This is a genomic window from Actinomycetospora chlora, from assembly GCF_039542135.1.
GTDB classification, from domain to species: Bacteria; Actinomycetota; Actinomycetes; order Mycobacteriales; family Pseudonocardiaceae; genus Actinomycetospora; species Actinomycetospora chlora.
Map to the genome: position 1 here is coordinate 56799 of NZ_BAABHO010000032.1, position 6832 is coordinate 63630.

General features: G+C 75.2%; 9 protein-coding genes. 8 read left to right on the forward strand and 1 reads right to left on the reverse strand.

Annotated features, from left to right (window positions below; genetic code table 11):
- Window position 1: 1 nt before the first annotated feature.
- The 8 genes from ABD994_RS19440 (at window position 2) to ABD994_RS19475 (ending at window position 5440) form a co-directional block, all read left to right on the forward strand.
- Window positions 2-445 carry a VOC family protein gene (locus ABD994_RS19440; protein ID WP_345418711.1) on the forward strand — a complete coding sequence of 148 codons (444 nt, stop codon included), beginning with the start codon at window positions 2-4 and terminating at the stop codon, window positions 443-445.
- Entirely contained in the window at window positions 442-1032 is a 591-nt protein-coding gene (locus ABD994_RS19445; RefSeq protein WP_345418714.1) for a maleylpyruvate isomerase family mycothiol-dependent enzyme, read from the forward strand. The genes ABD994_RS19440 and ABD994_RS19445 overlap by 4 nt, the downstream gene beginning before the upstream one ends.
- Window positions 1033-1060: 28 nt before the next feature.
- Entirely contained in the window at window positions 1061-1762 is a 702-nt protein-coding gene (locus ABD994_RS19450) for an alpha/beta hydrolase (RefSeq protein WP_345418717.1), read from the forward strand.
- A gap of 15 nt (window positions 1763-1777) precedes the next feature.
- Window positions 1778-3019: an NAD(P)/FAD-dependent oxidoreductase gene (locus ABD994_RS19455; RefSeq protein ID WP_345418720.1), complete on the forward strand. Its 1242-nt coding sequence runs from the start codon at window positions 1778-1780 to the stop codon at window positions 3017-3019.
- The gene (locus tag ABD994_RS19460; RefSeq protein WP_345418723.1) at window positions 3013-3756 is read left to right on the forward strand and encodes a DUF1365 domain-containing protein; all 744 of its coding nucleotides are present in this window, start codon (window positions 3013-3015) and stop codon (window positions 3754-3756) included. The genes ABD994_RS19455 and ABD994_RS19460 overlap by 7 nt, the downstream gene beginning before the upstream one ends.
- 17 nt (window positions 3757-3773) lie before the next feature.
- The gene (locus ABD994_RS19465) at window positions 3774-4301 is read left to right on the forward strand and encodes a GNAT family N-acetyltransferase (protein ID WP_345418726.1); all 528 of its coding nucleotides are present in this window, start codon (window positions 3774-3776) and stop codon (window positions 4299-4301) included.
- Window positions 4302-4305: 4 nt separating this feature from the next.
- Window positions 4306-4896, forward strand: coding sequence for an HhH-GPD-type base excision DNA repair protein (locus ABD994_RS19470; protein WP_345418729.1), 591 nt, complete (start codon window positions 4306-4308; stop codon window positions 4894-4896).
- A gap of 91 nt (window positions 4897-4987) precedes the next feature.
- On the forward strand, window positions 4988-5440 hold the full coding sequence (locus ABD994_RS19475; RefSeq protein WP_345418732.1) for a DUF3099 domain-containing protein: 453 nt from the start codon (window positions 4988-4990) through the stop codon (window positions 5438-5440).
- A 3-nt stretch (window positions 5441-5443) separates the two neighbouring features.
- Here the strand turns inward: ABD994_RS19475 and ABD994_RS19480 are convergent.
- Window positions 5444-6832, reverse strand: a 1389-nt coding sequence (locus tag ABD994_RS19480; RefSeq protein ID WP_345418735.1) for a DUF1996 domain-containing protein, incomplete at its 5' end; no start/stop codon positions are given.

Below are 6832 nucleotides of genomic sequence, written 5' to 3' on the forward strand. Positions count from 1 at the left end.
CGTGATCGACGTCCACCGGGTCAACGTCTGGGTGCACGACCAGCAGGCCGCCCTCGAGTTCTGGACCGCGGCGGTCGGGTTCGAGCTGCGCGCCGACGCGACGTTCCCGGAGCTCGGCGGGTTCCGGTGGCTCACCGTCGGGCCGCCGGGCGGGCGCGGGCCCGAGCTCGTGCTGATGGCGATCCCGGAGCCGCCCGTCGTGACCCGCGCGCAGAGCGACCTGATCCGCGAGGTCACCGCCCAGGGCCTCGCCGGCGCGGTCTACCTGGCCACCGACGACGTGCGGCGCGACCACGCGCTGCTCGCCGCGCGGGGCGTCGAGTTCACCGAGGAGCCCGAGGCGAGGCCCTACGGCCTCGACGCCGGGTTCCGCGACCCGTCGGGCAACCAGATCCGCCTCACGCAGACCCCCACCCAGACCCCTCCGGACGGAGCACCGAGATGACCACCCTCGACGACCTCGTCGCCGGCGAGTTCACCGCCCTCGCCGACGCCCTCGCCCCGCTCGGGCCGGACGCCTGGGCGACCGCCTCGCTCTGCGCGGGCTGGACCGTCGCCCACGTCGTCGCCCACGTGACGATGGCCGCGCGCTACCCGGCCGACCGGTTCACCGCCGAGCTGGCCGCGGACGGCTACGACTTCGGGCGGACCTCCGACCGCCTCGCCGACGCGGGCGCGGCACTGCCGCCCCACGCCCTGCTCGCCGATCTGCGCAGCGAGACGATGGCCACGTTCGCGCAGCCCGGCGGTGGCATGGCCGGCTCCCTGGCGCACGTCGTGATCCACGGGCTGGACGTGACGGTGCCGCTGGGCCTCGGCCGGGTGGGGGCCGACGCGGCCGCGGCCGCCGTCCTCGACCAGCTCGTGGCCGGCGAGGGCGACAACGTGTTCGGGATCCCGACGGCGGGGCTCGCCCTGCGCGCGACGGACCTCGACTGGTCGCGTGGCCAGGGCGAACCCGTCGCGGCCCCCGCCGCCGACCTCGTGCTCGCCCTCAGCGGTCGCGCCGGCCGGCTTGCGCTCGCGCGCTGAGACCCGGCGGCGCCCGCAGGATGGAGGCGTGACCCTCCCGCGTCTCGATCGCGTCCGCCCCGCCACCCGGCGGCCCGTCACCGGTGCGGTCCTGGTGCTGCACGGCGGCCGGCCCGACGGGCACGAGGCCGCCGACGGCCTGCGCCTGCCGTTCCTGCGGATGGTGCCGTTCGCCCGGGGCCTGGCCGCGGCGGGCGCGCGGCGGGGCGTCGACGTCGCCCTGCTGCGCTACCGCTACCGGGGTTGGAACGCCCCCGACCTCGACCCCGTCCAGGACGCCCGCTGGGCGCTGCGCGACCTGCGCCGCCGGCACGGCGACGTGCCCGTCGTGCTCGTCGGGCACTCGATGGGCGGACGCGCCGCGCTGCGCGCCGGCGGCGACGAGGGCGTGGCCGGGGTGGCGGGGCTGGCGCCGTGGATCGAGCGCGGCGAGCCGTTCGCGCACCTCGCCGGGCAGACCGTCCTCATCGCCCACGGCGACCGGGAGCGCATGACGTCACCGGACGCCTCGCGGTGGTTCGCCGGGCGGGTCGCGACGGTCTCCGACCACGTCGCCCGCTTCGTGGTGCACGGCGACGGTCACACGATGCTGCGGCGCGCCGGCGCCTGGCACGATCTCGTCACCCGCTTCGCCCTCGGTGCCCTCGGACTCGAACCGTTCACCGAGTCCGTCGCGAAAGCCATGGCGGCCGGGGACCCCGAGGGGCTCGCGGTCCCGCTGGCGGACTGATCGAGGAGTGGTGACGTGCGGGAACGGGTCGCGGTCGTCGGTGCGGGTGTCTCGGGGCTGACGGCGGCGTACCTGCTGCAGCGCCGCTACGACGTGACGCTGTTCGAGGCCGAGCCCCGCCTCGGCGGCCACGCGCACACCCACGACGTCGGGGCGCTGGCCGTCGACTCCGGGTTCATCGTCCACAACGACGTGACCTACCCGCACCTGCTGCGCCTGTTCGCCGAGCTGGGCGTCGAGACGCAGGACTCCGAGATGAGCATGAGCGTCCGCGACGAGGCCAGCGGGCTCGAGTACGCGGGGGCCCGCGGGGTACGGGGGCTCTTCGCCCAGCCGCGCAACCTCGCGCACCCCCGCTACCTGCGGATGCTGGGCGAGGTGCTGCGGTTCCACCGGGAGGCCCGCGCCGTCGTGGCGGGGACCTCCTCGCTGGGGGAGGACGTGACGTTCGGGGCGTTCCTCGACGCCGGCGGCTACTCCGACTTCTTCGTCGAGACGTTCGCGGTGCCCGTCGTGTCCGCGGTGTGGTCGTCGGGGCCGGAGCTCTCGCGGCAGTACCCGGCGCGCTACCTGTTCGCGTTCCTGGCCAACCACGGGATGCTCTCGGTCGGCGGGTCGCACCGCTGGCGCACGGTCGTCGGCGGCTCGCGCAGCTACGTCGAGCGGGCGGCCAAGGGCCTGTCGGCGGTGGAGGTGTCGACGCCGGTGCGGACCGTCCGGCGCACCGACGGGGAGGTGCTCGTGCGCGACGACGCCGACGTGGAGCACCGCTTCGACCGCGCCGTCGTCGCCGTCCACGCCCCCGACGCGCTGCGGATGCTCGCGGCGCCGACCCCCGAGCAGCGTGACGTGCTCGGGGCGTTCCGCTACACGCGCAACGAGACGTGGCTGCACACCGACACCTCCGTGCTGCCGCGCGCGGCGGGCGCCCGCGCGTCGTGGAACCTGCTGCGGGTGCCGGGGGAGTCCCGGGTCCTCGTCAGCTACGACATGACCCGGCTGATGCGGCTCCCGGGCCCGGACACCCACGTCGTCACCCTCAACGCGACCGACCGCGTGGACCCGTCGACGGTGATCGCGAGGATGGAGTACGAGCACCCCGCGTACACGCCGGAGTCGGTGGCGGCGCAGGGCCGGCTCCCCGGGCTGGACGACGACCGGCTGGCGTTCGCCGGCGCCTACCACGGCTGGGGCTTCCACGAGGACGGCTGCGCCTCCGGCTCCCGCGCCGCCGCGTCACTGGGCGTGGCGTGGTGACGGCGTACCTCTACGACGCGGAGGTCGGGCACCGGCGCCTCGAGCGGCTCGACGCGTCGTTCACGCACCGGCTCTACCTGTGGCTGGTCGACCTCGACGACCTGCCGCGGCTGCCCGCGCCGCTGCGGCCGTTCGCGCGGTTCGACGCCGCCGACCACATCGGCGACCCGCACCGCTCGATCCGCGCGAACCTCGACGCGTTCCTCGCCGCGCGGGGGGTCGAGCGCCCGGCGTCGGTGCTCATGCTCGCCCACGCCCGCGTGCTCGGGTACGTCTTCAACCCGATCACGCTGTACTGGTGCCGCGACGTGGAGGGTGTGGTGACCGCCGTCGTCGCCGAGGTCCACAACACCTACGGCGGGCGCCACCACTACCTGCTCGAGACCGACGAGCAGGGCCGGGCGAGGGTGGACAAGGACTTCTACGTCTCGCCGTTCTTCCCCGTCGACGGCGAGTACCGCATGCGCGTCCCCGAGCCGGGCGCGACGCTCGCCGCGACGGTCGTGCTGCGCCGAGAGGGCGCGACGGCGTTCGTCGCGACCCTGCGCGGGCGTCGGCGGCCCGCGACGCCGCGGGCCGTGCTCGCCGCGCTCCTGCGCCACCCGGCGGTGACGCTGCGCCTCGCCGCGGCCATCCGTCGCCGCGGGATCGAGCTCTGGGCGCGGCGGGTGCCGGTCGTCCCGCGCACGCCGGCCGACACCGACCGCGGGCTCGACCAGCTGGCGGCCGCCGGCTGACGGCACACTGGATCCCCGTGACCGCCCCGCTGACCATCCGCGTCGCCGAGGACGCCGACGCGGACTCCCTGCTGGCCCTCGTCCACAGCGCCTACCGCGGCCCCTCCGGCCGGGAGGGATGGACGTCCGAGGCCGACCTCATCGACGGTCCGCGCACCACGCGGGACCTGGTCGCCGCGGACATCGCGAACCCCTCGATCACGATCCTCGTCGCCGGGGACGTGCTCGGCTGCGCCGCGGTCACCCACGAGGCGGGGTCGCCGACGGCCTCGTTCGGGATGTTCGCGGTCCGCCCCGGCCTCCAGCGCGGGGGCGTCGGGTCGACGCTGCTGCGGGCGGCGGAGGACCTCGCGCGTGACCGTGGGGCCTCGGCGATGGAGATGTGCGTCATCGACCGACGGCCCGAGCTGATCGACTGGTACGAGCGCCGCGGCTACGCCCGCACGGGCGAGACGCGGCCCTTCCCGTACGGCGCGGAGGGCGTCGGGGAGCCGCGGGACGCGGACTTCAGGTTCGCCGTCCTGCAGAAGGATCTGTCAGGCTGAGGCGGTGCCCGACCTGACCCTCGCGCAGGACCCCGACGCCGACGAGGTCCTGAGCTCCAACCCCCTCGCCCTGCTCATCGGGATGCTGCTCGACCAGCAGTTCCCGATGGAGCGGGCCTTCGCCTCCCCGGCGCTGCTGACCGAGCGGCTCGGTGGGCCACTGACCGCGGCGGGCGTCGCGGAGTACGACACCGAGGCGCTCGTCGCCGCGTTCACCGGCCCGCCGGCGCTGCACCGCTACCCGCGCTCGATGGCCGAGCGCGTCCAGGCGCTGTGCCGCGTGATCGTGGCCGACTGGGGCGGCGAGGCCGAGCGCCTGTGGGTCGACGCCGGCAGCGGCCGGGAGGTGCTGGCCAACCTGCAGTCGCTGCCGGGCTTCGGCAAGCAGAAGGCGCAGATCTTCACGGCGCTGCTGGGCAAGCAGTGCGGGGTGCGACCGGAGGGGTGGCGCGAGGCGGCGGGGTCGTACGGCGACGACGGCTCGCGGCGCTCGATCGCCGACGTCGTGGACGCCGCGACGCTCGGCGAGGTGCGCGAGTTCAAGCAGGCGCAGAAGAAGGCGGCCAAGGCCGCGAAGGCCGACGCGGGCTCCTGATCCGGCTCCGGTGGCGGCGCGCCGCCGCAGGGTTGATGGTGGACAGGACGGGCACCCGCCGGCGAGGGCCGGTGCCGAGGAGGCGACGAGCGTGAACCGACGTCAGGACGACGACGGCCAGCCGATCCTGATCACCGAGGCCGCGGTCTCGTACGACGAGGAGTTCGCGGCCCGCAAGAAGCGGTACTCGCTGATCATGGCGTGCCGTATCCCGTGCCTGATCCTGGCCGGGGTGTTCGGGATCGCGTTCCAGTGGCCGTGGGTGGCGGTCGCGTTCATCGTGCTGTCGGTGCCGCTGCCGTGGGTCGCGGTGCTCATCGCGAACGACCGGCCGCCCAAGAAGGCCGAGAAGCGCAGCCGCTACAAGCCGACGGCCCGCGGGCTCGACGCCGTGCCGAATGCGCGCCTGATCGAGGCGGCCGAGGCACTCGACCGCCGCCAGCGCCGCACCGACGGCCCCCGCCAGGCCCGGCAGGACTCCGCCGACCACGAGCCCCCGCGCGTGGTCGACGTCGACGTGCCCCGCACCGGCAGCGACGGGTAGCGCTCAGCTGCCCCGTGCCCGCAGCGGGACGGCGAGACCGGGCAGGGGCGCCAGGCCGGGCAGCGGGCCGAGGGCGAGCGACGGGTCGTGCGGGGTGAGGACCACGCGCGCCGGCGCCGGCATCGTCGCCGGAGCCCCGCGGGCGGCCGGACCGTCGACGCCTGCGATCACCGGGTGACGCGACGCGGTGCCCGCCGTGCCCGCCGTGCCGTGTGTGTCGTGCGTGACGGCGCCGTTCGCCGGTGCGCCGTGGGTGGCGTGGGTGGCGAGCGCGTGCGCGAACGTCTGCGACCGCGGCACCTGGTCGGCGGCGTCGGTCGATCCGGCGGCCGCGCCGTCCTGCTCCGGGCCCTGCAGGCAGCGGCGCGCCTCGTTGATGCACTCCACGCCCTCCTGGGCGCGGCGCTCCGACGACAGGTACTCGAGCAGGGCGTGGTCGGTGACGGGGTTGTGCTGCTGCTCGGGGAAGCTGTCGATCGCGAACTGGCGTCCCGGCGGCGGATCGTCGTAGCTCACGGTGATCCGCAGGGCCGGGACCGGGATGGAGTCGGCCGCGCACTCCCCGTCCTCGTCGGGGTAGACGATGTGGGTGTCGTGGCGCTCGGAGTCGAGGTCCTGGCCGTTCCAGCAGCTGGGGAAGTCGTAGACCCGCTGCAGTGACGAGCCCTGGGGGCACATCGGGTAGAGGTCGGTCATCTGGCCGCCCGACCCGGAGCACGTGAACTTGGCGTTGATGCTCTGCCCGGTCGACCCGGCCTTCGCCGAGCCCGAGACGAGCGCGATGTTGAGCGGCATCGCCTCCGCGCGGCGCGTGCCGTGGCCGTGGAAGGTGTAGTCGACCGACGAGGGCTCGATGAACGATCCGACGTTGCCGTCGAGACTGCCGCCGTCCGCGCCGACGTCCGGGCCCTGCCCGCGCAGGTCGCGCAGCACCGGCCAGAAGATCGGGTGGCGGTCGCCGTTGGTGCAGGTGGTGGACGACTCCTCGAGGGTCTCGTCGTCCGACGCGAAGTTGGTGCCCTCGTTGCCCGCGTAGTCGTGGGTGTGCTGGGCGCCGTTGCGGAGTCCCGGCGCGATGATGAAGTTGTCCGAGTTGTGGTGGCTGCTCATCCCGCAGCGGATGGTGTAGCTGCCGCCGGAGAACGTGCCGCCCCGGCCGGGGCTCTGGAACGACCTCGCCTGCCCGGCGTCGACGTACTCCTGCACGCAGGCGCGACCGATCTTGTCGCGGTTCGGGAACTCCTGGCCGCCTCCCTGGCCGCCGCCCTGGCCCGCACCGCCCCCGGAGCCGCCCAAGCCGCCGGAGCCCGAGGATCCGGACCCGGCGCCGGACCCACCGCCGGACCCACCGCCGGACCCACCGCCGGACCCACCGCCGGACCCACCGCCGGA